Raw genomic sequence first — 23825 nt, forward strand, 5'->3', positions numbered from 1 at the left:
GGACTGACGAATGAGCCTTCTGACCCGCAATCCAACCGGCACCGATTTGCTGGCCGAAATCGACCGTTTGCGCAAAGAGCGCAACGCGGTGATCCTCGCGCATTATTACCAGACGCCGGATATTCAGGACATTGCCGATTTCGTGGGCGACAGCCTCGAATTGTCGCGCAAGGCGGCGGCGACCGATGCGGATGTGATCGCGTTCTGCGGGGTCAAGTTCATGGCCGATACTGCCAAGATCCTCAGCCCCCAGAAAACCGTGATTCTGCCCGATATGGACGCCGGGTGCAGCCTTGAGGACTCCTGCCCTCCAGAGAAATTCCGCGCCTTCCGCGAAGCGCACCCCGATCACATCGCGTTGACCTACATCAATTGTTCGACCGAGGTGAAGGCGCTCAGCGACGTGATCGTTACCAGTTCCAGCGCAGAAACGATCCTCGCCCAGATCCCGCCCGAACAGAAGATCATCTTCGGCCCCGACCGACACCTTGGCGGATACCTGTCGCGCAAGTTCGACCGCGAAATGCTGCTGTGGCCCGGCGTCTGCATCGTGCACGAGGCGTTCAGCGAGACCGAGCTGCTGAAGCTCAAGGAAAAGCACCCAGGCGCGCCAGTCGCCGCGCACCCCGAATGCCCGCCGACGATCATCGACCACGCCGATTTCATCGGCTCGACCAGCGGCATCCTAGCCTTCGCCAAGGATTTCGAGGGCGACACCCTGATCGTCGCGACCGAGCCGCACATCATCCACCAGATGGAAAAGGCGCTGCCGAACAAGAACTTCATCGGCGCTCCGGGCGCGGACGGCAACTGTTCGTGCAACATCTGCCCCTACATGGCGCTCAACACGATGGAGAAACTCTACGTCGCGCTGCGCGATCTAACCCCGCAGATCGAGATCGAGGAAGGCATGCGCCTGCGCGCCAAGCGCAGCCTCGACCGGATGCTCGATATGGCGAGCGGGACGGTCGGCATGGGCGATCTGGGCAAGGTGCATTTCAGCGGGGATTGATGCTTGGCCTGAGCTTTGGCTGTGGTGACTACCGGTCTAGGCTTGCCCCCATTCCGCCATTCGCGCATTCCCTCCTCATGAACGCCAATCTCCGCTTCAACTGGGCGCGGCTGACCGCCAACTACTGGTTTTATCCAGCGCTGTTCTCGATCCTCGGGGCGGTGCTGGCGATGGCGATGATCGCGGTCGACAGCAGCGGCGCGGCCAGCGCGCTGGGCAAGGCCGAATGGTTCCTGCCTGCCCGGCCGCAGGGTGCGCTCACCATGCTGTCGATCATGGCCGGCAGCATGATCGCGGTCGCCGCGACGGTGTTTTCGATCACCATCGCCGCAGTCGCCTATGCCAGCGGCAATTACGGCCCGCGCCTGCTCACCAATTTCATGGAAGATCGCGGCAATCAGCTCAGCCTTGCCACGCTGATCGGCAGTTTCGTCTATGCGGTGGTGGTGCTGCGCGCGGTACGCGGCGAGGACGAGACCGCCGCTTTCGTCGGAGCGGTGGTCGATGGTGCGGGCAGCGGATCGGATGCGTTGCCGGGCTTCGTCCCGCAGGTATCGCTCGCGGTCGCCTATGGCCTGACCGCGCTGTGCGTGGCGGTGCTGGTGTTCTTCCTGCACCACATCCCCTCGTCGATCCGCATCAACATCGTGCTCGAAGGGATCGGGCGGCGGCTGCTGCGGCTCATCCGCGAAACCTATCCGCAGGAGGGCGAATTTCGCGAACCGCACGAACCGCGCGGCGGGCAGCCGGCCCATGCCTGGTCGGCGGGCTATGTCCAGCTGATCGATTTCGAAACGCTCGTAAAGGCTGCACGCAAGGCCGATTGCGTGTTTTCGCTGCGGGTGCGGACCGGCGATTTCGTTCATCGCGGGCTGGCGCTGATGGACATTTCCGGCCCTGAGCCAGAGGCGCTCGATGAACTGCTGCACGATGCCTTCACCATCGGCCCGGTGCGCACGCCGGAACAGGACCCGCAATTCCTGATCGATGAACTGGTCGAGATTGCGCTGCGGGCGCTATCGCCGGGCATCAATGATCCCTTCACCGCGATCAACGCGCTGCACTGGCTGAGCGCGGCGACTGCCGAGATTGCGCGGCGCAACCTGCGCAAACAGGTGCTCCGCGATGAAGACGATGACGACGATGGCGACCAGCCGGTGATCCCGCTCGCGGACACATTTGCCCATTACGTCAATCGCGGTTTTGGCGGGATACGCGGCGCGGCCGCAACCAGCCCGATTGCCGCGCAGGTCATGCTGGAGGCATTGGAAAACGCCGCCGCGCCGATCACGGACATGACCCGGCGCGCAATCTTGCGCGAACACGGCCACTTGCTGGGCGAACAGGCGCGGCTGGCACTGAAAGGCCCGGATCTGGCGCTGGTGGAAGATCGTTTGACTGCGTTCGAACGCTTCTTCGCGCCCTAAGTCGCTCTGGCCCGCGACACCGTGAGCGCCGCCCCGACCAGCACCATGCCGAGGATGTCGAGCGCGCTCAGAACCTCGCCGAACGCCAGCCAGCCATAGAGCGAGGCGACGGCAGGCTGGGTCAGCAGCGCAAGCCCGATCACCAGCGGCGGAAAGTACTTGAGCGAATAGACCATCAGGCCCTGCCCGATCAGTTGGCTACCGATGAACAGGCCCACTATCGGCCCCCAATCGCCCGGCCACACCGGCTCCCCCAGCGCGAGCGCGATGGCGAGCAGCACCGGGCAGCCGAACAGGCTTACCCACACCAGCAGGCTCCACGATCCGAACGCGCCGCGTGCCCCCTGCAGCGTCAGCAGATAAACAGCATAGAGCAGTCCGGCAGCGAGGCAGAACAGATCGCCGATCAGCGTCGCGGTGGAGATTTCCAGACTGCGCCCCATCAGGATCGCCGCGCCGGTCAGTGCAAAGATGATCGCGAGCCATTCCAGCGGCTTGGGCAACTCCCGGTGAGCAATGAATACCCAGAACAACAACACGATCGACCCGGCATTGCCGAACAATACCGCATTGCCCAGCCGGGTCATGCCGATGCCGGTATGCCAGCTCGCCAGATCGAGCGCGAAGGTCACTGCGCCGAGCGCCACCAGCGCCAGCGTCTTGCCGCCCATCCCGCTCAGCCGCTGACCGTTCGCCCGCGCCAGCAGCACCAGAAACGGCAGCGCCAGCAGCAGCCGCCAGAATCCGGCAGAAACCGGTCCGGCATCGGCCATCCGCACGAACCACGGCCCCAGCGCCAGCGCGACATTGCCGCCGAGCAGAGCCGCGAGCAGCAGCCACGCCGCCGGGCGAGGAGGCTCTCCGACAAGTTCAGCTTGGGGCGCGCCCGCATTTTCCATCCTTGCGCCGTAGCCCTGGCGGGGCCAAGTGAATAGCCAATCGAAACTGGTTCGAAAGGATTACCCACACATGCATGACGCCCAAAAACATGAGGTTCTGTTTCAGCCGCTCACCATGGGCGCGCTCACTGCGAAAAACCGGATTTTCATGGCCCCGCTCACCCGCGGCCGCGCGGCCGAGCCGATGTTCACCCCCAACGAACTGATGGCGACCTATTACCGCCAGCGCGCTGGCGCAGGCATGATCCTGACCGAAGCGACCGGGATCAGCCGCGAAGGTTTGGGCTGGCCGTCGGCCCCCGGCATCTGGTCGGGCGAGCAGGTCGAGTCGTGGAAGGCGACCACTGCGGCCGTGCATGAAGAAGGCGGGCTGATCGTGATGCAGCTGTGGCACATGGGGCGGATCGTCCACCCGGTGTTCCTCGACGGCAATCCGCCGGTCTCCGCCAGCGCCACCACCGCACCGGGAGAGGCGCACACGCCGACCGGCAAGCAGCCCTATGCCGAAGCGCGCGCCATGACGCACGAAGACATCCAGCGCACGATTGGCGATTACCGCCACGCCGCCAAAAACGCCAAGGCAGCAGGCTTTGACGGGGTGCAGCTGCACGGCGCGAACGGCTATCTGATCGACCAGTTCCTGCGCGACAAGACGAACCTGCGCACCGACGAATATGGCGGCAGCCCGGAAAACCGCACCCGCTTCATGCGCGAAGTGCTCGAAGCATTGATCGATGTATGGGGCGCGGACCGCGTCGGCATCCGCCTGTCGCCCAATGGCGATTCGCAAGGCACCGATGACAGCGACCCGGCTGCAACATTCGGTGCGGCGGCCAAGGTGTGCGAGGAACTGGGCCTCGCCTTCGTCGAACTGCGCGAGCCCGGCCCCGAGGGCACCTTCGGCAGCACCGACGTGCCCAAGCAGAGCCCGCTGATCCGCCAGATCTACACCGGCCCGCTGATCCTCAATTCGGATTACACAGCGGAAGAAGCCGTGGCCGATGTGACCGGCGGCAAGTGCGATGCGGTCAGCTTTGGCCGCCCCTATATTTCCAACCCCGATCTCGAAACGCGGATCGCGGCGGGCGCGCACTGGAACCCCAACAAGGACGTGCCGAAAAGCTGGTATTACCCGATTCCGCAGGGGTACATCGATTACCCGACGCTGGAAGAAGAACAGGCCGAAGCCGCAGAGTAAGACTATTCTTCGGGGGCGTTTTCAGGGGCCGGGGCGGCGGGCGGCGCTGCTTCGGCCCCTTCGCTTGTCCCCGCGCCTTCACCATCCGCCGCGTCTGCCGCCGTATCGTCGGGGGCACCCGGCGCGGCGTTCTGGCGCGGCATCAGCGGGGCTTCCGAACGCAATTGTTCGAGCGGGATCATCGCGTCGCTGATCGACCCGCCCAGCACTTCGCCCGCCGCCTCGCCGCCCTGTTGTGCAGGCGGGGCAGCGGCATCTTCGGTGCAGGCGGCGGCCAACAGGGCCAGGCACAGGATTGCGGCGCGTTTCATCGGCACGCTCTTTTCGCTGCGGCGTCCAGCGCGTCAAGGAAATCATCGCTGGTGGCGATCAGGGCTTCGTCCCATTGCGCGGCCGAAACGCTCAGCCCCAGCCGTGCCATGCTGGTGACGCCGTATTCGGCGATACCGCAAGGCACGATGCCGCTGAAATGCGCAAGATCGGGATCGAGGTTCACCGAAAAGCCGTGCATCGTCACCCAGCGCCGCACGCGCACGCCGATCGCGCCGATCTTGGCCTCGGTGCCGTCGATATCGCGGGTCCAGATGCCCACCCGCCCCTCGGCCCGCCAACTTTCGACGCCGAAGCGCGCAAGCGTGGCGATCACCCAGCCTTCGATCGCGTGGACGAAGCAGCGCAGGTCCTTGCCGCGCCGGTTCAGGTCGAGCACCAGATAGCCGACCCGCTGGCCCGGCCCGTGATAGGTATAGCGCCCGCCCCGCCCGGCTGCGACCACGTCGAAGCGCGGATCGACCAGTTCGGCCGGATCGGCGCTGGTGCCGGCGGTGTAGACCGGCGGGTGTTCGAGCAGCCAGATCAGCTCGCTCTCCGCCCCTACCGCCACCGCCTGATTGCGGGCCTCCATCGCGGCGAGCGCCTGCGCATACGGCACCAGCGCGCTGTCGCGGCGCCATTCGATGCGCGCGAGATGTTCGGTTTGGGGAGCAGTGCTTGCCATGCCGCTTCGGTGGGGGCATTGAGCGCGCTTATCAAGAGGCGATTGCGAGATCGCAGCCACAGCTTCAGGGGATCGAAAGCACCATGGCAAACCGCAAGCTGGATATGGGCAAGGCCTGGACACAGGCGACAGGTCTGATCGGTGCGAACCGCGACACCATTTCTGCATTGGCGGGGCTGTTCATCTTCCTGCCCTCCTTCGCCGCAGGGCTGCTTGCGCCGGAGATGGTCAACCCGCCGCCGCCAGATACCCCGGCGGGCGGTGATCCGCAGGCCGCGATGCAGGCGATGGTCGACCAGATGACCGCAGTTTACGCCGATAACTGGCCGCTGTTCCTGATCATCACCATCGCCGGGTTCGTCGGATCGATGAGCCTGCTCGCGCTGCTCAGCGACCGCGGCAACCCGACTGTGGGCGAGGCATTGAGCAAGGGGTTGAAAAGCATTCCGTCCTATATCGCCGCGCAGCTGATCAGCGCGCTGGCCGCTGGGCTTGCCATCGGTCTGCCATTCGGCCTGATCGCGGCGTTCGCTCCGCCGGCAATCACCGTGCTGGCGACCTTGGTGCTGATTGTCCTGGCGATCTATCTGATCATCAAGTTTTCACTGATCGCGCCTGTGGTGGCGATTGACGAGGTGCGCAACCCGTTCAGCGCGATCGCCCGTTCGTGGCGGCTGACCAAGGGCAACAGCTTGCGGATCCTGCTGTTCCTGTTTCTGCTGCTGATTACCATCGCGATCATCGGCGGGCTGGTGGCGGCCGTGCTGACGCTGATCCTGTCCGCGTTCGGCGGGGCGGTGGCGAGTATCGGCTCCGGGCTAGTGAACGCGCTGGTGAACACTGTCGTGAGCGTCATCTTTCTCGTCGTCATCGCCGCGATCCACCGCCAGCTGGCAGGCGCGTCGCCCGAGCGGCTGGCCGAAACCTTCGATTAGCGCCTCGGCGCAAGCACTGCGATGGCCGATACCGATCCCGAACTGAGCCACGCCCCGGCAGCCGTCCCGGCGGGGCGGGCGATCCCGCCTTCGCGCATGGCACTGCTGTTCACCGTCATGCTGGTAACGGCGGCGGGCAACACCGCGATGCAATCGGTGATGCCCTCGATCGGCACCGCGCTGGGCGTGGCCGACGTGTGGATCAGCCTGGCCTATAGCTGGTCGGCGTTGCTGTGGGTCGTGTGCGCACCGTTCTGGGCAAGGCGTTCGGACAAGCGCGGGCGCAAGGCGATGATGGCGCTGGGGTTGGTCGGCTTCATCATATCGATGCTGCTGTGCGGGCTGGCGCTCTATCTCGGGCTGTCGGGCTGGCTTTCGGCCTTCTGGGCGCTGATCGCTTTCGCAGCGGCGCGCAGCCTTTACGGCGGGTTCGGCAGCGCCGCACCGCCAGCAGTGCAGGCCTATGTCGCATCGCGCACGCCGCGCGCCGAGCGGACGCAGGCGCTGTCCCTGATCGCATCGAGCTTTGGGCTGGGCACGGTGATCGGCCCGGCGCTGGCGCCGTTGATGGTGCTGCCGTTTCTGGGGTTCGGCCTCACCGGCCCGTTCATCTGCTTCGCGCTGATCGGCGTGGTGGCATTGGTGCTGCTGCGCTGGCGCCTGCCGAACGACGAACCGCAATTCGCCGCACGCGGGCAGGCAACGGCCTATGCGAGCGGGTCGGGCGCGCCGAGCGATCCGCAGACCACCCTCGAACCGGAGGACGGCAGCGAACCGCAGGAAGGCGTGGAGCCGCCGCGCCTCGGCTGGCTCGATCCGCGCCTGCGGCCATGGGTGTTCGCCGGGTTCTTCGGCGGCCATGCGCAGGCGATGGTGCTGGGGATCTCGGGCTTTCTCGTGCTTGATCGGCTGGGCCTGCGCGAGACCCCGGCGGAAGGCGCTGGCCCGGTCGGGCTGGTGCTGATGAGCGGTGCGATTGCCACGTTGCTGGCGCAATGGGGGCTGATCCCGCGCTTCGATCTCGGCCCGCGTGCCGCGACCTTGTGGGGAATTGCGACAGCGGCGCTGGGTACCGCGGTGCTGGCCGTGGCGGGCGATCTGCACCTGATTGCGCTGGGATATGCCATTGCGTCGCTAGGTTTCGGCCTGTTCCGGCCCGGCACCACGGCGGGAACTTCGCTGGCGGTGACACGCGCCGAGCAGGGGCAGGCTTCCGGCATCGTCGCCTCGCTGGCGGGGGCGAGTTACATCTATGCTCCCGCGCTCGGCGTGTGGCTGTATGGCCATTCCGACTGGCTCGGCTTCGGTCTCATCATCGCGCTCTGTGCCGCGGTGCTGGCGCATGGCTGGTTCGCGCTGCAGGCCGATCAGGATTTGACGCGGGAACGCGCCTGAGATCGAGGACTGCCCTGAGCGGCGGCGATGCTGCCGCAAGCCCGGAAGGGCGCCCGCAGTGATGCTGGCGTAGCCAGCGTGAGCGAGGATTCCGCACGCCGAATGGCAGGCGGAAGATCACACAATCTCCAGCACCACATCCTGCGGCCGGCACAGGCGTACGCCCTTGTCGGTTTCGACCAGCGGGCGTTCGATCAGCACCGGATCGGCCGCCATCGCTGCAAGCACTGCCGTGTCATCGGCATCGGGCAGCCCGCGTGTCGCCGCATCCGTGCCGCGCAGGCGCAGGCCGGCTTGCGGGGTTATCCCGGCATCGCGGTAAAGCTGGGCGAGCTTCTCGGCCGTCGGCGGCGCTTTCAGATATTCGATCACGGTCAGATCGATCCCGTCGATATTCTCCAGTATCGCCAATGTCTTGCGCGACGTGCCGCATTTAGGGTTGTGCCAGATCGTCGCCTTCATCGCCGCTTTCCTCCTGTTGTCGGGCAGCGGTGCGAATAGGCGACGCGCGACCCAAAAGCCACAGTTTGGCGATTATCAAATGCCAAAACTCGAAAGACTTGCAGATGCGAGTAAGTTGCAATAGCTCGCCTGCAACTTCGAGAAAGGCATTCCATGATTCACGTTTTCGCGCGCACCGTGCTGCTGCTTGGTTGCGCCACCATCGCTTTCCCCGCTCTTGCCGAAACCGCCGCTGCCGAAACATCCGAAACCGCTTCCAGCGCCGAAGCAGGAACCGGCGCGGACGATGCCGGGGATCGCGGATCGAACATCGTCGTCACCGGTGACGTGCTCTATTCGGACCGGTTGAACGCGCTGAAATCGCCCACGCCGATCATCGACGTGCCGCAATCGCTTTCGATCACCACTGCCGATCAGATCATCCAGCAGGGCTTCGATTCGATCGGCGACATCGTCAACTACACGCCGGGTGTCACCAATTCGCAGGGCGAAGGCCACCGCGATGCCGTTGTGTTCCGCGGCGTGCGATCGACCGCCGATTTCTTCGTCGACGGGGTGCGTGACGACGTCGAGTATTACCGGGGGCTCTACAATCTCGAACAGGTCGAAATTCTGCGCGGGCCGAATGCATTGCTGTTCGGGCGCGGCGGCACCGGGGGCATCCTCAACCGCGTGACCAAGAAAGGCGTGGTGGGCGAAACCTTCGTCGGTGTGCGCGCCTCGGCGGGGAGCATCGGTGCCAACGACATCTGGGCCGACATCAACCTTGCCACCGGCGACAATTCGGCCCTGCGCATCAACGCGGCCTATGAAAGCCTGAGCAATCACCGCGACCTGTTCGATGGCGAGCAGATCGGCTTCAATCCGACCTTCCGCGCCGAATTCGGCGGAACGACAACCATCGACCTCGCCTACGAATATGTCGATCACGAACGCTTCATTGATCGCGGCATTCCGACCGACGCCAATGGCGATCCGGTACGCTTCCTGCAGCGCGTCACCTTTGGCGATGCGGAAAACAATTACACCACTTTCCGCGCCCACGTGCTGCGCGGCACGGTGCAGCACAATTTCTCCGACAGCCTCAAAGGCAATGTCACCGCTCAGTGGGGCGATTATGACAAGGTCTATTCGAACTACTTCCCGGTCGGTTACGATCAGGCCACCAATGTCGTGGCGATGGACGGGTATATCGACACCACCCAGCGCCAGAGCCTCGTGCTGTCGGGCAACCTCGTCGGCGAATTCGCAACCGGCGGGATCGGCCACACGCTGATTGTCGGCGGGGAATATATCGACACCAGCAACAACAACGACCGGTTCAATCCGGTGTTCGACACGGCGGTCGCGGACAATCTCGCCAATCCCGCAAATCCGCGTCGCACCGATGTCGAATTCTTCCCGGCGATCCGCCCCTTCCCCTTGCGCGGCGGTGTCGGCACGCTGGCAGACGGGCGTACAACAAGCGGCCCGTTCACCGCACTGAATGACGATACAGAGGCCGACCTGACGGTGCTTTCGGCGTACATTCAGGACGAGATCAAGCTCGCCGATTGGCTGCGGGTGGTGCTGGGCGCGCGGTTCGATTCGTTCGAGATCACGGTGCGCGACCTCAAGAATGGCGGCACCCGCACCCGCAAGGACGAGGAGATCACCCCGCGCCTCGGCCTCATCGTCAAGCCGCAGGAGAACCTGTCGCTCTACACCAGCTATTCGGAAACCTTCCTGCCGCGTTCGGGCGATCAGTTTGCGGATATCAATCCGCCTGCCGATGCGCTCGATCCGGATACCTTCTCCAACCTCGAAGCCGGGGTGAAGTGGGACATCCGCCCCGGCCTCGCACTGACGGGCGCGGTGTTCCAGATCGAGCAGTCATCGCCGCAGGTGTCGGACGCCAATCCCGATACGCTCGATGTGGTAGATTCTAAGATCCGCGGCTTCGAAGCGCAATTGCTGGGGCAGGTCACCGATGGCTGGTTCCTGTCGGCAGGCTATTCCTATCTCGATGGCGAGCAGCAGGGCCGCACCGGACCGACCGGTCGGCGGCTTCGCGAACTGCCCGAGCATATGTTTTCGATCTGGAACAATTTCCAGGCGACCGATCAGCTGGGCTTCGGCCTCGGTGTAACCGCGCAGGACGAAAGCTTTGCCGACAATGCCAATACCGCCACCCTGCCCGCCTACGCGCGGGTCGACATGGCCGTGTTCTACGACGTCAGCGACAATCTGCGCCTGCAAGTCAACGTCGAGAACCTGCTTGATGAACTGTACTTCCCCACCGCCCATTCCGCCAACGAACTGACCGTGGCCCCGCCGCTGAATGCACGGTTCACGATCAGCGCGCGGTTCTGACCAAGGCTAGCGGGCGTCGTCCATCTCGGATGGCGCCCGCAGCGCGGGGACGGCCTTGGCCGCGTCTTCGGCGCTGATGCCGGGCGCTGGCGCGGCGCTGATGCGCTCCTGTCGCTGCGCCACCCGCCCCGCCTGTTCGACCGCCGTCACCAGCCGGGGATAGACGCCGCACCGGCAAATATTCGGGATCGCGCTCTCGATCTCCTCGCGGCTCGGCGAAGGGTTGCGCTGGATCAGCGCCGCCGCCGCAATGACGATGCCGGGGGTGCAATATCCGCACTGGATCGCCTGCTGCGCCACCATCGCCTGCTGCACCGGATGCGACCGGTCGCGCGAGAGCCCCTCGATGGTGGTGATGATCCGCCCCTCGGCCTCGGCCAGCGTGATCTTGCATGATCGCAGCGCCACCCCGTCGACCAGCACCATGCACGCGCCGCCGCATTCGCCGCCGCCACACGCCTTGGTGCCGGTGAGGTTCATCGCCTCACGCAGCGCATAAAGCAGTGGCATCCGCGGATCGAGATTGAACTCCACGGGCCGTTCGTTGACGGTCATGCGGGACATTGCCAGTTCCTTGTGAGGCGTGCCTTAGGCGCTTATTGCCGCCAGCTGTCGTCGATCTTGTCGACCCGGCGCTTCCACGCCTCGAAATCGAACACCCCAGCACCGCCCTGCCCGCTCATCACCGACAGATCGCGCTGGTGGACATCGACCACGTCCTGTGAAACGAGCGCGGGATTGCCCATGCCGAGCGTCGCCACCTGGATTTCGCAGGCGCGCTGGAGCGCCCACATCTTGATGAACATGCCGGGGATCGTCTTGTCCATCACCACGGGGCCGTGGTTGCGCAGCATCAGGATGGTGTGATCGCCAAGGTTCTGCACCAGCCGCTCGCCTTCTTCGGCGCGCACGGTGATGCCTTCGAAATCGTGATAGCCGATCTGCCCCTGGAAATTGCAGGCGTAGAAATTGGTCGGCAGCAGCCCGTCCTTGTGGCTACACACCGCCATCGTCGCGGTGGTGTGGACGTGGCAGATCGCCTGCGCTTTCTCGCCCAGATGCTTATGGAAATAGGCATGCTGGGTGAAGCCTGCCTTGTTCACCATGTAAGGCGACCCGCCGACATTATTGCCCTCGACATCGATCTTGACGAGGTTGCTGGCGGTCACTTCCGAATACAGCAGGCCGAACGGGTTGATGAGGAACGTATCCTCCTCCCCCGGCACTTTCAACGAGATGTGGTTGTAGATCGATTCCGACCAGCCGAGGTGATCGAAGATGCGGTAGCACGCGGCCAGATCCAGCCGGGCCTGCCATTCTACCTTGCTGCATTCGATACCGGGCTTGAGCTGGGTTGCCATGACGTGTTCTCTCCTCGCGTCGCGTTGCGCTTTCGCAGTATTATCGCGGCGTGGGGAATGCTTTGCAAGCGGTGCGCTGTCCCGCTACGCCTTGCAGTCAGATGAGCGCGTCCGATCAAAGCCTTCCCAGACTGGTCAACGGCAGCATTCCGGGGCACCTCGTCAGCCAGACGCTGCCGATGGTGATCGGCGTGGCGGCGATCATGTCGATCGGGCTGGTGGACGCCTATTTCATCGGCCAGCTGGGCTCGGATGCGCTGGCGGCGATATCGTTTATCTTCCCGGTCTCGGTAGCGATCACCTCGCTGGGTGTCGGCATCATGGTCGGCATCAATTCGGTGGTCGCCCGCGCATTGGGCGAAGGCGATCACGAACGTGCGGCGCGGCGTGCCAATTTCGGGATCGTGTTCGCGGCGGGCTGCGGGATCGCAATGGCCGCGATGCTGTGGTTCGGGATCGATCCGATCTTCACTGCGATGAACGCGCCGGCCGACCTGATGCCGGTGATCCGCACCTATATGCAGCCCTATGCCATCGGCTTTCCGCTGCTCCTCGTCATCATGGGCTTCAACGGGGTGCTGCGCGGACAGGGCGAAGCGCGGCGGACGAGCACGGTCAGCATCGCCTATGCCGCGGCCAACTGGGTGCTCGATCCGCTGCTGATCACCGGCGCTTTCGGAGTGGAAGGCTACGGCATGGCAGGCGCGGCCTATGCCACGGTGATCGGGTGGGCTATCGGGGTGGCCGTTGCCGTTTGGCTGACGCGCACGACATCGCTGCCGCTCGATCTGTCGCTGCTGCGCAATTGCAGCCTGATCGATCCGGCCAAGGCGATCATCCGGGTCGGCCTGCCCGCCGCCTTTTCCAACGCGATCAACCCGCTGGGCCTCTCGATCCTCACCGCGCTGGTCGCGCTGGAGGGCGAGGCGGCGGTGGCGGGCTTCGGCGCGGCGGGCCGATTGCAAAGCTTCGTGATCGTGCCGCTGCTCGGGTTGTCGGGCGCGATCGGGGCAATCGTCGGCCAGAACTGGGGCGCTTGCCGATATGACCGGTCGCGCGAGGCGGCGCTGTGGGCCGCTGGCTTCTGCGTGGTCTGGGGCCTGTTCGTCGCTGTGGCGATGGTGCTGGCGGGCGAAAGCTTCGCGCGGCTGTTCACCGACGATCCGGCGGTTATCGCCGAATTCGCGCTCTATCTCGAAATAGCGGCCTGGGGCTATGCCGGGTTCGGCCTGCTGATCGTCGGCAATGGCATCATGAACGCGGTCGACAAGGCAGGCTATGCGCTGGTGCAATCGGTGGGCCGGGTGTTTCTGGTGATGCTGCCGGCCGCGCTGATATTGCAGCCCGGCATGGGCAGCGCGGCGATCTACACCGCGGAACTCGCCGCCAATGTGTTCGGCGCGGTCACAGCGGTGCTGCTGGTGCGCCACATCTTTACCCGGCAGGCATCGGCCCCAATACGCGGAGCAGGCCGCGCTAGGTCTTAATTAACCAACCCTGCCGCATAGCGTGTCCCGAAAGACAAAAGGGCGCGCACCTGATGGACGATCTGCTGGCGGATTTCATCGCCGAGACCCGCGAAATGCTGGAGGCTTCCGGCGGCGAAATCGTCGCGTGGGAGGCGGATCCGGACGACCGCACGCGGATCGATGCGATCTTCCGCTTTGTCCATACGGTGAAGGGCAATTGCGGCTTCTTCGATTTTCCGCGCCTCGCCCGCCTCAGCCATGCCGCCGAAGACGCGCTTGCCGATTGCCGCGCCGGGCGGCGGGACCCGGATCAGCAGCTTGTCAACGCGGTGCTCGCCATCATCGACCGGATCGCCCAGATGGTCGATGCGATCGAAGCGGGCGAGGAATACCCCGATGGCGGGGATGAGGCGCTGATCGAGGCAGTCAATGGTCCAGGTGAAGCAACCGCCGATGCAGCGGCGGATGCGGCAGATGCAGGCGCAAATCCGCCCTTGCACGCCCCCGCCAGCGCGCTGCTGGACCGGCCCGATGATTTCGCGAGCCCCGCCGTCCGCCGCGCCGATGCCGCCGGGCAGCGCACCATCCGCCTGCCGGTCGAACTGCTCGACCGGGTGATGAGCGGCGTTTCCGACATGGTGCTGGCCCGCAACGATCTCGCCCACCGGCTGCGGCAGGCGGGCAACCAGCCGACCATCGATGGCCCATTCGAGCGGCTGACCGCGATCCTTTCCGACGTGCGCGACGCCATAACCCGGATGCGGATGCAGCGGATCGAGACACTGCTGAGCGTGCTGCCCCGGCTGGTGCGCGACCTGTCCGCCGACCTTGGCAAGCAGGTGATGGTCGATTGCGACGGCGGCGATGTGGAACTCGACCGCGAGATGATCGAGACGATCCGCGATCCGCTCACCCACCTGATCCGCAACGCCATCGACCACGGGATCGAACCGCCGTCCGCCCGCCTTGCGGGTGGCAAGCGCGAGATCGGCCTGATCGCCATCGCCGCGCGCCAATCGGGCAACACTATCGGTATCGTCATCAGCGATGACGGACGCGGGCTGGACGAGGAAAGAATCGCGGCCAAGGCGATCGCCAACGGCCTCATCAGCGCCGCCGAACGCGCCGTGATGAGCCGCGACAAGATCCTGAACCTGATTTTCGAACCCGGCCTGTCCACCGCCGAAACGGTCAGCAGTGTCTCGGGCCGCGGGGTCGGACTGGATGTGGTGCGCCAGAACCTCGAAAAGGTCGGCGGCAGCATCAAGGTGTCGAGCCAGCCGGGCGAAGGCACTCAGTTCACCTTGCAGATCCCCCTGACGCTCAGCATTATCGCCGGGTTGACCGTCGAGATCGGCAGTCAACGCTTTGCGATCCCGCAGGGCTATGTCGAGGAAATCGTTCAGGCGACCGCCGGTGCGCTCGATTTCACCCGGATGGGCGAGACTGCGCTGGTCACCTTCCGCGGCAACCGCATCCCCTGCCTGATGCTGGCCGAGGTGCTCGGGCTGGAACGCCCCGACGCTGCCCGCGAATTCACGCTGGTGCTGCTGCGGCTGGCCACCGGCGATCTGTTCGCGCTGGCGGTCGATCACATCCACAGCCACGGCGATCTGGTGGTCAAGCCGCTGGCGCCGGCAGTGATGAAGTCCGGGCTGTATGCCGGATCGACACTGCTTGACGATGGCCAGCCGGTGCTGCTGCTGGATGTCACCAATATCGCTGCGCACCACGATCTCGTCTCGGACGGACGCGCGCGGGTGCTCCAGCCGCCGGAGGAGGACACCGCTGCTGCAACAGCCGCCGCGGCGCGGGCGATGCTGTTCACCGATTTCGCCGGACGCCGGTGTGCCGTGCGGCTCGAACTGGTGCAGCGCATCGAGACAACGCCGACCGCCGCGATCGACCGTTCCGGCGCGCGCGTGCGGGTGGTGATCGACGGTCTGATCCTGCCGCTGGTGGGCCTGCCCGACGCACCGCTGGACCGCGACAAGCTGCGCCTGCTGCGGCTCAGCGACGGGACGTGCGAACTGCTTCATGCGGTGAGCGAGGTCGAGGACGCGATTCTGCTGACCGATGCGCTCACCCCGGTGCCGGAAGATCCGCTGGTGGAGGCACTGACGCTGGTCGATGGCGAGCCGGTGGCGTTGATCGATGCGCATGAACTTTTCGCGCGCCATGGCGAGCCGCCCGAGGCCGCACCCGATATGCGGCCGCGCGCCATCCTGCCCGACAGCGAATGGGCGCGCACCATTCTCGCCCCGCTGGTCACTTCGGCCGGATATGTGGTCGTGCCTCAGGGGCGGACAAGGCCGGGCGATGTGGCGATCATGTTCGAGGATGTGTTCGAAGTCGCCGAAGCACTCGGCCGCCCGCCTGCCGGGCCGGTGATCCGCCTGCGCGATCACCCCGACGATCCGCAGGGCGGCGGCGCGACGATCTACCGCTATGACCGCGAGGCGTTGTTTGCCGCGCTCGCTTCGGTGCGCAATTCTCGCGTTGCCGGAGGGCCGGACGCATGAGCGAACTGCTGGTCATCATCCAGATCGCCGGACGCCGCTGCGCCTTGAGCGCGCATGACGTGAAATCGGTGATCGAACTCGGCTGCATCACGCCGGTGCCGCGCACGCCCGATTTCGTTGCCGGGATCACCGCGCTGCGCAGCCAATCGCTGACGGTGATCGATTGTCGCAGCGCGCTCGGCTTCGATAGCGAACAATGGCCCCGGGACGATCGCGCGGCGGTGGTCGCCAGCGGCGGGCATTCCTATGCGCTGATGGTCGACGGGATCGAGGACATCACCACCGCCGCCGGATTTCCGGGGCAGATTCCGGGAGGCTTCGGCCCCGAATGGTCGCGCATTGCCACCGGCATGATCGAAACCATGACCGGACCTGCGCTATTGATCGATCTGGCCGCGCTGATCGCCGGCCCCGAAAGCCCGCGCGGCGATATCGAGGCTGCGGCTTAATGCAAAACTTACCCAATTTTCCTAGGTTCAGGCCGGGTCCAACGCAGGAAATGCCATGAAAACGTGCCTGATCGTCGATGATTCGCGGGTGATCCGCAAGGTTTCGCGGCATATTCTCGAAACGCTCGGCTTCACCGTCGACGAGGCAGAGAACGGCAAGGCCGCGCTCGATGCCTGCGAGGCGGCGATGCCCGATGTGGTGCTGCTCGACTGGAACATGCCGGTGATGACAGGGATCGAATACCTCGTGCACCTGCGCCAACGCCCCGGCGGGGACAAGCCCAAGGTGGTGTTCTGCACCACAGAAAACGACGTGGCCCACATCCGCGAAGCGATCGAAGCGGGGGCCGACGAATATGTGATGAAGCCGTTCGACCACGAAACGCTCCAGATCAAGCTGCAGCTCGTCGGCTTCGCGTGAGCCCGGCTGGCCGCCACTATCCCGTCGCTGCCCGCCGCAGCGCAACCGGCGTGGCCCGCGCGATCCGGGTGATGATCGTCGACGATTCGCTGACCGTGCGCACCATCTTCAAGCGCATGGTGGAAAGCGATCCGGCGCTGGTTGTAGCCGGGACCGCCAGCAGCGCTGAACGCGCCATCGCTCAACTCGCTGCCGAGCCCGCCGACGTGATGCTGCTCGATCTCGAAATGCCCGGCATGGGCGGACTGGACGCCCTCCCAGCGATCCTCGCCACCCCAGCCAGCCCGCAGGTGCTGGTGGTTTCCTCGCTCACCATGGACGGGGCCGAACACACGCTGGCCGCGCTCCAGATGGGGGCCGCCGATACCCTGCCGAAACCGCGGCCCGGCGGCTTCAACGAAGATTACCGCGCCCAGCTGCTCGGCAAGATCCGCGCGCTCGGCGCCCGGTCGGCGGACTCGGTAAGCAACGCAGAAGGCCCGATCGAACGCTCGTTCGCGCGTCCGGCCCCGCCGCTGCGCCAGCGCCGCACGGACGTGGTGGCCATCGGCGCATCGACTGGCGGAATTCACGCGCTCGGCCTGTTGCTGCGCACGCTGCGACCGGACTGCGACTGGCCGATCCTCATCACCCAGCACCTCCCGGCCTCTTTCATCCCGGTGTTTGCGCGGCAGGTCGAGAACGCCTGCAGCCGCCCCGCCGATATCGCCGAAGACGGAACCGAGATCCGCGCCGGACGCATCCTTGTCGCCCCCGGACACGGCCATATGCTTGTGCGTCGCAGCGGGGACCGGCTGTTCACGCGCATCTGCTCGGAACCCAGCCTGAGCGGTTGCCTGCCCTCGGTCGATCCGATGCTCTCCAGCCTTGCAACGGCATGCGAAGGCCGCGCGCTAGGCGTGATCCTGTCGGGCATGGGCCGCGACGGCGTGATCGGCGCACAGGAACTGGTTGCGGCAGGCGGCACGATCTATGCCCAGGATGCGGCCAGCAGCGCAGTATGGGGTATGCCCGGCGCGGTCGCCAAGGCGGGGCTCGCCAGCCTGATCGCCCCACCTGAACGGATCGGAGAGACCATCATGGCGCAGGCCAGCGCTCCGCTGTTGCGGCAGGGTTGAGGCGCTCATCGTGGAAACCAGCGAAGCCTCCCACCAGATCATCGCCGATCTGCTTGCCGCACGCACCGGCCAGCATCTTACCGAAAGCCGCCGCTGGCGGGTCAATTCGGCCTTGGCGGGCATTTTCCGCGATCACGGCATCAGCAATGTCGATCAGTTGGTCTGCTTGCTGGCTGCGCCGCGCACCGGCCCTGACAGTCCCGATCTGTCGCAAGACGTGGTCGAGGCGCTGCTCAACAACGAGACCTATTTCTTCCGCGACAAGCCGACCTTCGACCAGCTGCCACACGAAATCCTGCCCGACCTGGCCCGCCGCCGCGCCGCGGTGAAGCGCCTCTCGATCTGGTCGGCGGGCTGCTCCACCGGGCAGGAACTCTATTCGCTCGCTATGCTTTTTGCGGAGCAGCAGGAGCGCTGGCGGGGCTGGACCATCGAACTGCTCGGCACCGATGTCTCCCACCGCGCCATCAGCGCCGCCCGCAGCGGGCTCTACAGCCAGTTCGAAGTGCAGCGCGGGCTCGGCGTGACGCAGATGTTGCGCCATTTCGACGAAGCCGCGCCGGGGTGGCAGATCCGCGAGAACACGCGCCGGATGGTGCAATTCCGGCAGCACAATGTGCTCGGCCCGCATCCGGGACGCCAGCCGTTCGACCTGGTGTTGTGCCGCAATGTGCTGCTCTATTTCGATCGCGCCACCCGCACTGCCGCATTCGATCGGCTCGCCAGCGCCGTCATGCCCGATGGTTTCCTGATGCTGGGTGCGGGCGAAACCGTGGTCGGTCAGACCGAACGCTTTGTCCCGGCACCCAGCCGAGCCAGTTTTTTCGAACCACTGCAGGCCGCCCGCGAAGCGCGCCACCTGCGCTTTGGCTGAACGGCGCAAGGAAGAGGGGCTCAGGGCGCATTCGGGTGCGGGCTTTACCCTTCCTTAGCCGCTGCTGTTTACGATTCCATTCACCGGAATCGGCCAAGTTTGCGCTGACCGGATCGGGAATGTGAGTTTGTCGTTGACCAAAAAGCCCCTGCGTCTGACGCCTGCCGGCCTGGTGCTGGTGCCGCTCGCGATCGCCTGTCTGATGACAGCGATTGCGGCGCTTGCGGTGAGTCTCAACGACCGCTTGACCATCGCTGCGCCCGGCCCGCTGATTACCGCCACGATCCTGATCTATTCCGTCATTCTGGTGCTGCTCGGCACCGCTGCGATTGCCAATGTGCGCGAGCTTGCCACGCTGGGCATCGCCGATCCGCTCACCCGCCTGCCCAATCGCAGGGCTTTGCACGAGTATATCGAACGCAAATCGCGCGGCGACGGGGAAGTGGCGCTGGCGCTTATCGATCTGGACAGTTTCAAGCAGGTCAACGATCATTTCGGCCATGCCGTCGGCGATCAACTGATCGAACAATATGCGCAGATGCTGCGCGAGGTGTGCGGCAGCGAGGCGCGCTGCTACCGGCTCGGCGGCGATGAATTCGCTGCAGTCATGAGCGGCAAGGTGGCGGGCACCATACTCGAAGGCATGTGCCGCACCCTGATCGAACGGCTGGCAACGCCGATGGAGATCAATGGCCGCCAAATCGCGATCGGCGCGAGCATCGGGCTTGCACGCAGCACCGCCGATCACCGCGTGCCGTCTTCGGAACTGCTGCGTCGTAGCGACGTGGCAATGTCCATGTCCAAGCGCGGCGGCAAGATGCGCTGCACTTGGTTCAACGAAAGCTTCGACCGCCGCCGCGAACGCGTGCGCGAAATCGAGGAGGAAATCCGCACCGGCATCGCCGCAGGGGAATTCTCGCTCGCCTATCAACCGCTGGTCGATGCAGAAAGTCGCAAGATTGTTGCGGTCGAGGCGCTGCTGCGCTGGGACCGCGAGGACCGCCAGCCGCTCGGCCCGGCCATTTTCGTCCCGGTTGCAGAGGATTCGGGGCTGATCAACCCGCTCGGGCAGTGGGTGTTGCGGCAGGCAGTGTGCGATGCGCTGCGGTGGGGCGATATCACGCTGTCGGTCAATGTATCCGCGGCGCAGCTGCGCAACCCGGAATTCCCCATCAAGCTGGGCGAGGTGCTGGAAGAAACCGGCTTTCCGCCGCACCGGCTGGAGCTGGAAGTCACCGAGACCTGCCTCGTACTGGATCCACTGGTGGCCGAACGCACGCTCGATGTGATCCGCTCTTTCGGGGTGCGTATCGCGCTCGACGATTTCGGCACCGGCTATGCCTCGATCGGGTTCCTGCGGCGGTTTCGTTTCGAAAAGCTCAAACTCGACCGCAGCCTGATCGAACTGGCAGGCGGCGACGAAGGCAGCCGGGCGATGATGCTGTCGAGCATCGCGCTCGCCCGTGCGCTCAAGATGGGGGTGACCGCCGAAGGGGTCGAGACCGAGGAACAGGCCGAACTCGTGCGTCTCGCCGGGTGCGACCAGATCCAGGGCTGGCTGTACTTCCGCGCCATGCCGGCAGCACAGATCGACCTTTTGATACAAGAACAGGCCGACAAGTCTCTCAAAGGTCAGGCAGCATGAGCGCGCTTAACGAACTTGCCGTCGATCTCGCCGCAGAACATGCAGCCGAGGCAGCCGAACCGCAGGCGGAGCAACTCGGCGGCTTGCGCTACTGGTTCGCCGGACTGTCCGTGGGCGGTAAGGTTTCGTTTTTCTTCACCGTCAACCTCGCTCTGGCGCTGTGTGCCGGACTGTTCGCAATCGGCGGGTTCGTGGAGTTGGGCAATCGCGCGGAGCGGATCAACCTCACGCACGACCATGCACTCGAGGCGGAACGGCTGGTTGTCCATCTCAGCGAGGGACGGCGCCATGCCGAATCCTTGGTCGTCAGCAGCGACCCGGCGCGCGTGCGGGCTTCGCTGGATGAACTCGCCGCCGCCGACCGGGCGATTGCCCGCCTCGGAGACGATCTTCGCAGTTCCAATGTCGGCGCCTATGATCGCCTTGCGCTTATCCGCGAAGGCGTCGCTGACTTCCGCCGCCAGATCGCCGCCATGGAATCGGCTCCGGTCGATATTCGCCGCCGCGACGACCGGGCCAGCGCGGTCGCTGCAACCGGCGACGCGGTGCTTGAAGCGGGTCGCGCGATGGCGCAATCGCTGGGCGAGGATGCGGACAGACGCTCCGACGCGGGCGCCGATCTGATTTCGTCGCTGCTGTTCGTGTGGATCGGTATCGCCGGCGTGCTGACGCTCATCACGCTGGCGGCCCAGCGTTATGTCAACCGCGCCGTCGGCGGATCGTTGAAAACCATGGCCGGGCAGATGACGCGGCTGGCATCGGGCGAAAAGGATGTGGCCATTACCGGCGCGACCCGCCGCGACGAAATCGGCGAAATGGCCCGCGCGCTGCAGGTGTTTCACCGCGCCGGAATGCGGCTCGAAAGGTTGAGCCGCGACCGCGCCGAGCGCGTCAGTGCAGAACTGGACGAACGCACCCGGCTGCAGCTCCAGCAGGAAGAGGCGCGGATCGCGCGCGAAAACATGCTGCGCGATGTCGCCGACCAGTTCGAACGCACTGTCGGCGACGTCGTGACCGGCGTGGTCGCCGCATCCAGCCAGCTGCAGGCCACCTCGAAACTGATGGCCACCACCGCCGAGGATACCAGCGTCCGCACCGGCGAAGCCGCAAGCGCGATGGAAGAGGCCAATCTCGGCGCAACCGCTGCCGCATCGGCCAGCGACGAATTCGCCATGTCGATCGGCGAGATCAGCCGCCAGGCCGCGAGTTCTGCCGAACTGGCGCGTGAAGCCACGCTGTCCGCACGTCAGGCCGATAGCACCATCGGCGCGCTGACCGCGTCCGCGCAGCAGGTTGGCGAGATCGTCGAACTGATCCAGAGCATCGCCAGGCGCACCAACCTGCTGGCCCTGAACGCCTCGATCGAGGCAGCGCGCGGAGGCGAGGCCGGACGCGGGTTCGCGGTGGTGGCGAGCGAGGTCAAGGAACTCGCCAACCAGACCAGCCGCGCCACCGACAAGATCGCCGAACAGATCCAGGCCATGCAGGACACCACCGGCGCCAGCGTCACCGCCCTGCGATCGATCGCAGGACAGATCCAGCAGCTCGAAACCACCGCAGTCTCGATCGCCAGCGCCGTCGATCAGCAATCGGTCGCGGGACAGGATCTCGCCCGCAGCATCGATCTCGCTGCGCGCAGCACTGAACGGGTCTCTGGCCACGTCGAAGAAGTGCGGAAAATGGCACTTTCAACCGGATCCGCCGCCAGCCAGGTGCTGTCGAGCGCGACCAGCCTCGAAAGTCAGGCCAACACTTTGCGGCAGCAGGTGCAGGCCTTCCTTACCCGGGTGCGCAACGGATAATCCGCGTCAATCCTTGGGCTTTGTGGCCGGAGGCAAGCTTTTGGAAAGGATTTTCCTTCACAATTGCTTGAAGACCACCCCAGGGGGAATGCGGCATGAACATGATGACCCTGCAGGAGCGCCGCGAGGAACAGGCCGTTCCCGAATATGTGCGCGACCTTAAATCCGAATTCGAAATCGGCGATGCACCGGCAGCGGCGCCAGCTACCGCTGCGCACGTGCAGATCAGCCTGCTCGAACGGCTCGGCTGGTTCCGCGACCTGTCGCTGACGAACAAGATCAACACGATCTTCGGCATCTTTTTCGCCGTTGGCGTTGCCATGTCGCTGGTGCTCGGCTTGGGGCTGGGAGAGCTCTGGAACCGCTACAATGCCTCGGCGCGCGTACAGGATGCGGTGGTGGCCTCCGGGGAATTGCAATCGGCGGCGGGGGAGCTGCGCTACCACTCGGTGCGTGCACTTTATGACACATCGCCCGCCCTGCGCGAAAGCCAGCGCGCCAGCGAAGCCGCAGTGATGACGCAAGTCTCCGCCATTGACGCCATTCTGGCCGAACATGTGCCCGACATGACGCCGCGCGCGGGTGATCTCGGGGCTCGCCTGGATGCCATGCGGAGCGAGACCGACCGTGCCAGCGAGGCTGTGCGCGCGGGCGGCAGTGCGAATGCGGCCGCCGCCGCCGTCGCTACAGAAGGGGACCGAATGCTCGATGCGGCACGCCGCCTCACCGATGATCTGGCCGCTCGCGGTGAAACACAGGAAGCGACGGGGATCGCGTATTTCTCCAACATGGTGCTGATCCTTGCCGTGCTCGCCATGATTGGCGGGGTCGTGCTGCTGCTGGGCCTTGCCTATCTGTCACGCGATTTCTCGCGCAAGATCGGCGAGATTACCGGGGGCATGAACCAGCTGGCCTCGGGCGACCGGCATTTCACCATCGCAGGCGGCGAGCGGAAGGACGAGATCGGACAGATGGTCCGCGCGCTCGAAATGTTCCAGAAGGCCAACAAGTGGATGGAGGACCGCTCACGCGAGCGGTCCGAAAAGGTCGAGCAGGAACTGCAATTGCAGCAGGAGCGCGAGCGCGAACGGAACGAAGCCGATGCGCGCAAGGCCGCCATGCTTGAAGACGTGGCGCTGCAATTCGAACGCACCGTCGGCGAAGTTGTGGGCGGCGTCGCTGCCGCTTCCAGCCAGCTGCACACCACCGCTACCCGGATGGCATCGAGCGCCGAGGAGGCCAGTCGCCGGACTGGCGAAGTCGCCAGCGCAATGGACGAGGCCAACGCCGGGGCCACCGCTGCCGCCGCAGCAAGCGATGAATTCGCATTGTCGATCACCGAGATCAGCCGTCAGGCGGCCTCCTCCAGCGAACTCGCCCGGCTCGCCACCGCAGCCACCGGCGAAGCGGACGAGACCATTTCTGCGCTGGCAGCCTCGGCCGAGGAAGTGGGCCAGATCGTCGAACTGATCCAGACCATCGCCCAG

General features: G+C 65.2%; 21 protein-coding genes (1 of these 21 cut by a window edge). 15 read left to right on the forward strand and 6 right to left on the reverse strand.

Annotated elements, in window-relative coordinates:
- The first annotated feature begins 10 nt into the window (after positions 1-10).
- Entirely contained in the window at positions 11-1012 is a 1002-nt protein-coding gene (nadA, locus tag J3454_RS14650; RefSeq protein ID WP_349514497.1) for a quinolinate synthase NadA, read from the forward strand.
- Between the two features lie 77 nt (positions 1013-1089).
- Positions 1090-2439, forward strand: a complete 1350-nt coding sequence (locus J3454_RS14655; protein WP_349514498.1) for a DUF2254 domain-containing protein — start codon at positions 1090-1092, stop codon at positions 2437-2439.
- Here the strand turns inward: J3454_RS14655 and J3454_RS14660 are convergent.
- Entirely contained in the window at positions 2436-3338 is a 903-nt protein-coding gene (locus J3454_RS14660; protein ID WP_349514499.1) for a DMT family transporter, read from the reverse strand. The genes J3454_RS14655 and J3454_RS14660 overlap by 4 nt on opposite strands.
- 70 nt (positions 3339-3408) lie before the next feature.
- On the opposite strand from J3454_RS14660, the gene J3454_RS14665 reads away from it, so the two are divergent.
- Positions 3409-4536 (forward strand): alkene reductase, encoded by a 1128-nt coding sequence (locus J3454_RS14665; protein WP_349514500.1) that lies wholly within the window; start codon positions 3409-3411, stop codon positions 4534-4536.
- Between the two features lie 2 nt (positions 4537-4538).
- Here J3454_RS14665 and J3454_RS14670 read toward each other — a convergent pair whose 3' ends face one another.
- Together J3454_RS14670 and lipB are read right to left on the reverse strand one after the other, a co-directional pair.
- Positions 4539-4847 (reverse strand): hypothetical protein, encoded by a 309-nt coding sequence (locus J3454_RS14670; protein ID WP_349514501.1) that lies wholly within the window; start codon positions 4845-4847, stop codon positions 4539-4541.
- On the reverse strand, positions 4844-5533 hold the full coding sequence (lipB, locus tag J3454_RS14675) for a lipoyl(octanoyl) transferase LipB (protein WP_349514502.1): 690 nt from the start codon (positions 5531-5533) through the stop codon (positions 4844-4846). Before lipB ends, J3454_RS14670 begins: the two co-directional genes overlap by 4 nt.
- An 83-nt stretch (positions 5534-5616) precedes the next feature.
- Here lipB and J3454_RS14680 point away from each other — a divergent pair, with 83 nt between their 5' ends.
- Both J3454_RS14680 and J3454_RS14685 read left to right on the forward strand, forming a co-directional pair.
- Positions 5617-6468 (forward strand): glycerophosphoryl diester phosphodiesterase membrane domain-containing protein, encoded by an 852-nt coding sequence (locus J3454_RS14680; RefSeq protein WP_349514503.1) that lies wholly within the window; start codon positions 5617-5619, stop codon positions 6466-6468.
- Positions 6469-6489: 21 nt separating this feature from the next.
- Entirely contained in the window at positions 6490-7863 is a 1374-nt protein-coding gene (locus tag J3454_RS14685) for an MFS transporter (protein ID WP_349514504.1), read from the forward strand.
- A gap of 117 nt (positions 7864-7980) precedes the next feature.
- On the opposite strand, the gene J3454_RS14690 is transcribed toward J3454_RS14685, so the two are convergent.
- On the reverse strand, positions 7981-8325 hold the full coding sequence (locus tag J3454_RS14690) for an arsenate reductase family protein (RefSeq protein ID WP_349514505.1): 345 nt from the start codon (positions 8323-8325) through the stop codon (positions 7981-7983).
- Positions 8326-8478: 153 nt separating this feature from the next.
- Between J3454_RS14690 and J3454_RS14695 the strand changes: the two genes are divergently transcribed.
- Positions 8479-10677 carry a TonB-dependent receptor gene (locus tag J3454_RS14695; protein ID WP_349514506.1) on the forward strand — a complete coding sequence of 733 codons (2199 nt, stop codon included), beginning with the start codon at positions 8479-8481 and terminating at the stop codon, positions 10675-10677.
- 6 nt (positions 10678-10683) lie between these two features.
- On the opposite strand, the gene J3454_RS14700 is transcribed toward J3454_RS14695, so the two are convergent.
- On the reverse strand, positions 10684-11241 hold the full coding sequence (locus tag J3454_RS14700; RefSeq protein WP_349514507.1) for a (2Fe-2S)-binding protein: 558 nt from the start codon (positions 11239-11241) through the stop codon (positions 10684-10686).
- A 32-nt stretch (positions 11242-11273) separates the two neighbouring features.
- A complete protein-coding gene (locus J3454_RS14705) occupies positions 11274-12038 on the reverse strand; it encodes a class II aldolase/adducin family protein (RefSeq protein WP_349514508.1) in 765 nt (254 codons plus the stop codon).
- 101 nt (positions 12039-12139) lie between these two features.
- On the opposite strand from J3454_RS14705, the gene J3454_RS14710 reads away from it, so the two are divergent.
- The 9 genes from J3454_RS14710 to J3454_RS14750 all read left to right on the forward strand — a co-directional run.
- A complete protein-coding gene (locus J3454_RS14710) occupies positions 12140-13525 on the forward strand; it encodes an MATE family efflux transporter (protein WP_349514509.1) in 1386 nt (461 codons plus the stop codon).
- A gap of 53 nt (positions 13526-13578) precedes the next feature.
- Positions 13579-16029, forward strand: a complete 2451-nt coding sequence (locus J3454_RS14715; protein WP_349514510.1) for a chemotaxis protein CheA — start codon at positions 13579-13581, stop codon at positions 16027-16029.
- Positions 16026-16478 (forward strand): chemotaxis protein CheW, encoded by a 453-nt coding sequence (locus J3454_RS14720; protein WP_349514511.1) that lies wholly within the window; start codon positions 16026-16028, stop codon positions 16476-16478. The genes J3454_RS14715 and J3454_RS14720 overlap by 4 nt, the downstream gene beginning before the upstream one ends.
- Before the next feature lie 55 nt (positions 16479-16533).
- Positions 16534-16899 carry a response regulator gene (locus J3454_RS14725; RefSeq protein WP_349514512.1) on the forward strand — a complete coding sequence of 122 codons (366 nt, stop codon included), beginning with the start codon at positions 16534-16536 and terminating at the stop codon, positions 16897-16899.
- Positions 16896-18017, forward strand: a complete 1122-nt coding sequence (gene cheB / locus J3454_RS14730) for a chemotaxis-specific protein-glutamate methyltransferase CheB (protein WP_349514513.1) — start codon at positions 16896-16898, stop codon at positions 18015-18017. Before J3454_RS14725 ends, cheB begins: the two co-directional genes overlap by 4 nt.
- A gap of 10 nt (positions 18018-18027) precedes the next feature.
- Positions 18028-18891 carry a CheR family methyltransferase gene (locus tag J3454_RS14735; RefSeq protein WP_349514514.1) on the forward strand — a complete coding sequence of 288 codons (864 nt, stop codon included), beginning with the start codon at positions 18028-18030 and terminating at the stop codon, positions 18889-18891.
- Between the two features lie 133 nt (positions 18892-19024).
- Positions 19025-20536, forward strand: coding sequence for a putative bifunctional diguanylate cyclase/phosphodiesterase (locus J3454_RS14740; RefSeq protein WP_349514515.1), 1512 nt, complete (start codon positions 19025-19027; stop codon positions 20534-20536).
- Positions 20533-22338 (forward strand): methyl-accepting chemotaxis protein, encoded by a 1806-nt coding sequence (locus J3454_RS14745; protein WP_349514516.1) that lies wholly within the window; start codon positions 20533-20535, stop codon positions 22336-22338. The genes J3454_RS14740 and J3454_RS14745 overlap by 4 nt, the downstream gene beginning before the upstream one ends.
- Before the next feature lie 95 nt (positions 22339-22433).
- Positions 22434-23825 carry the 5' portion of a methyl-accepting chemotaxis protein gene (locus J3454_RS14750; RefSeq protein WP_349514517.1) on the forward strand. 471 nt of this gene lie beyond the right edge of the window, so 1392 of the gene's 1863 nt are visible here — the first part of the coding sequence; its start codon is at positions 22434-22436; its stop codon lies beyond the right edge, outside the window.

The organism is Erythrobacter sp. NFXS35, from assembly GCF_040148725.1.
Lineage (GTDB): Bacteria > Pseudomonadota > Alphaproteobacteria > Sphingomonadales > Sphingomonadaceae > Erythrobacter.

Excerpts from the sequence above, each read along its gene's own strand:
- J3454_RS14685 (WP_349514504.1), top strand. The coding sequence starts at position 6,490 with ATGGCCGATACCGATCCCGAACTGAGCCACGCCCCGGCAGCCGTCCCG.
- J3454_RS14665 (WP_349514500.1), top strand. The coding sequence starts at position 3,409 with ATGCATGACGCCCAAAAACATGAGGTTCTGTTTCAGCCGCTCACCATG.
- J3454_RS14745 (WP_349514516.1), top strand. The coding sequence starts at position 20,533 with ATGAGCGCGCTTAACGAACTTGCCGTCGATCTCGCCGCAGAACATGCA.
- J3454_RS14715 (WP_349514510.1), top strand. The coding sequence starts at position 13,579 with ATGGACGATCTGCTGGCGGATTTCATCGCCGAGACCCGCGAAATGCTG.
- J3454_RS14710 (WP_349514509.1), top strand. The coding sequence starts at position 12,140 with ATGAGCGCGTCCGATCAAAGCCTTCCCAGACTGGTCAACGGCAGCATT.
- J3454_RS14725 (WP_349514512.1), top strand. The coding sequence starts at position 16,534 with ATGAAAACGTGCCTGATCGTCGATGATTCGCGGGTGATCCGCAAGGTT.
- J3454_RS14700 (WP_349514507.1), bottom strand. The coding sequence starts at position 11,241 with ATGTCCCGCATGACCGTCAACGAACGGCCCGTGGAGTTCAATCTCGAT.
- J3454_RS14720 (WP_349514511.1), top strand. The coding sequence starts at position 16,026 with ATGAGCGAACTGCTGGTCATCATCCAGATCGCCGGACGCCGCTGCGCC.
- J3454_RS14690 (WP_349514505.1), bottom strand. The coding sequence starts at position 8,325 with ATGAAGGCGACGATCTGGCACAACCCTAAATGCGGCACGTCGCGCAAG.
- J3454_RS14680 (WP_349514503.1), top strand. The coding sequence starts at position 5,617 with ATGGCAAACCGCAAGCTGGATATGGGCAAGGCCTGGACACAGGCGACA.
- J3454_RS14695 (WP_349514506.1), top strand. The coding sequence starts at position 8,479 with ATGATTCACGTTTTCGCGCGCACCGTGCTGCTGCTTGGTTGCGCCACC.
- J3454_RS14655 (WP_349514498.1), top strand. The coding sequence starts at position 1,090 with ATGAACGCCAATCTCCGCTTCAACTGGGCGCGGCTGACCGCCAACTAC.
- J3454_RS14670 (WP_349514501.1), bottom strand. The coding sequence starts at position 4,847 with ATGAAACGCGCCGCAATCCTGTGCCTGGCCCTGTTGGCCGCCGCCTGC.
- lipB (WP_349514502.1), bottom strand. The coding sequence starts at position 5,533 with ATGGCAAGCACTGCTCCCCAAACCGAACATCTCGCGCGCATCGAATGG.
- nadA (WP_349514497.1), top strand. The coding sequence starts at position 11 with ATGAGCCTTCTGACCCGCAATCCAACCGGCACCGATTTGCTGGCCGAA.
- J3454_RS14705 (WP_349514508.1), bottom strand. The coding sequence starts at position 12,038 with ATGGCAACCCAGCTCAAGCCCGGTATCGAATGCAGCAAGGTAGAATGG.
- J3454_RS14660 (WP_349514499.1), bottom strand. The coding sequence starts at position 3,338 with ATGGAAAATGCGGGCGCGCCCCAAGCTGAACTTGTCGGAGAGCCTCCT.